This is a genomic window from Polaromonas sp. P1_E3 (assembly GCF_056405935.1).
In genome coordinates, this window is the sequence record NZ_JBFUBD010000432.1 from 1 (window position 1) to 2123 (window position 2123).

Sequence of the window (2123 nt, forward strand, 5' to 3'; positions counted from 1 at the left end):
ACCCCAAAACATGGAAATGGATTCAAGCCCGGCCATGGACTGCACACGCCCGCGCAGGGAATAGTCCCAGCCCCACCAGATGATGACCGCGACGAGGAGCAAGGCGGCGATGCAGACCAGCCAGTCCAGCACCCGCCGGACGCGGGGTGGGCTCCAGCGGTAGAGTACGTCCACGCTGACCATGGCGCCCTGGCGAAAAGCCATGGGGATTCCCATGAAGACCATCCAGATCAGGCTGAGGCGGATCAGGATTTCACTCCACTCCGCAGGCTGCTCGAAGACAAAGCGCGTCAGGATCTGGAACACGCCGAGTCCCGATGCGATCACCAGCATCAGGCAGGCCACCAGCATGGAAAAGCCGGTGGTCCACCGTTCAAGTTGAAGAAAGGCTTGTTTCATGGCGGCACCGATACACGGGAGAATTTTCAATGAAAACGCCCGCGAACCAATGGTGGCGGGCGCAAGCAGCTACAAAAAATGTAGCAAACTAGTCGTAATGCGGTTTATTTGTAGTTTCTGATTGCGTCGATGTTGGCTTTGCCGAACTGTTTTTCAAATTCGGCGTTGACCGGCGCCAGCGTCGCCACAAACTTCGCCTTGTCGACGTTTTCGATCACAGTCATGCCTTTGCTGCGCAGCTCGGCGACACCGTTGGCATCGTCCTGGTCCACACGTGCGCGGTTCGCCTTGGTCGCTTCTTTGGCCGCATCGACGAAAGCCGTTTTGTCTGCGGCGCTGAGCTTGTCGAAAGCGGCCTTGTTCATGACAAAAATACAGGGTGAATAGACGTGGCCGGTGAGTGAAAGATGCTTTTGTACCTGGTCGAACTTGGCGGACATGATCACGGACAGGGGGTTTTCCTGGCCGTCAACCGTGCCTTGCTGCAGCGCCGTAAACACTTCGGGAAAAGCCATGGGCGTGGTGATGATGCCCAGGCCTTTGTAGGCGGCAATATGCACCGGGTTTTCCATGGTGCGCATCTTCAACCCTTTCAGGTCTTCCGGAAGCTTCACGTCCCGCTTGCTGTTGGTCATGTGGCGAAAGCCGTTCTCGGCCCAGGCCAGCGCCTTGAAGCCTTTGGCGTCAAACTTGGTCAGGAGGTCCTGGCCAATCGGGCCGTCCAGCACGGCGCGCGCATGCGCCTTGTCGCGAAACAGGAAAGGCACGTCGAGGATTTTGGTTTCAGGAACAAAGTTGGGCACCGGTCCGGTGGACGAGAATGCCAGCTCCTGGGTACCCAGCTGTACGGCCTCAATGGATTCGCGCTCGCCACCGAGCGCACCGTTGTAAAAAGTCTGGACTTTGTAGCGGCCCGCCGTGCGCTTTTCGACCTCCCTGGCAAAGGTGTCGATGGCAATGCCCTGGTGTGAATTCTGGGCCGTGGAAATGCTGATCTTCATGGTGGTCTGTGCGTTGGCAGACGCCATGAATCCTGCGGCCAATGTCATGCCGATAATCAGTTTTGAAAGCTTCATGTGGTTTGTCTCCGATAGGTGAAGGGCCGGTAATCCCAGATGATCAAGGCCGGCCCACTATTGGGCTTCCGACCATAAGCACACGCATTATTACTGCGATGCGCCCGTGGACGTGCGCGGGTTTTCGCTTAAATAGGCCGCAATGATGCTTTCAAAATCTGTGTCGGGCTGAAGACCCAGCGATCGCGCGCGTGCGGCGTCGATATTGCCGGGCCAGCTGCCCACGATGGCTGTGACGACAGGGTCATGCACCCAGTCAATCAGATCCGCCACATCTTTGCCGGCCACCCGAGCCAACGCCTGCGCCATTTCGCCAACGGTTGTCTTGAGGGCCGGCAGGTTGACGGCGGTGCGGGCGCCCCATTCGGTGTCGCCAGCCTCTGCAGCACGAATCAATCCCTCCACCGTACGTCCGGGTGACGCAAGAGCCACGACCGTTTCGGGAGGAACGGGGCACCGTGCCCTCGTTCCCGCAAGGAGTTCCCGGATCATGCCGCTGAGAAAGCTCGATGCCGCACCGTTGGGTTTTCCGGGCCGCACGCTTACAGTCATCAGGCGCACATTGCGCCCGCGTATGAAGCCCTTGCGCGCGTAGTCGGCCACCAGTTGTTCACCGATGAATTTCTGGATGCCATAGCTGTTCTGCGG

3 protein-coding genes are annotated in these 2123 nt (G+C 58.6%); all 3 read right to left on the reverse strand.

Going from position 1 to position 2123, the window contains the following annotated elements; genetic code table 11:
- Positions 1–399, reverse strand: a 399-nt coding sequence (locus AC1D0Z_RS20185) for a TRAP transporter small permease (protein WP_477659950.1), incomplete at its 3' end; no start/stop codon positions are given.
- Between the two features lie 104 nt (positions 400–503).
- Positions 504–1475, reverse strand: coding sequence for a TRAP transporter substrate-binding protein (locus AC1D0Z_RS20190; protein WP_477659951.1), 972 nt, complete (start codon positions 1473–1475; stop codon positions 504–506).
- Positions 1476–1565: 90 nt separating this feature from the next.
- A partial coding sequence (locus tag AC1D0Z_RS20195) for an NAD-dependent epimerase/dehydratase family protein (RefSeq protein ID WP_477659952.1) occupies positions 1566–2123 on the reverse strand: 558 nt, incomplete at its 5' end.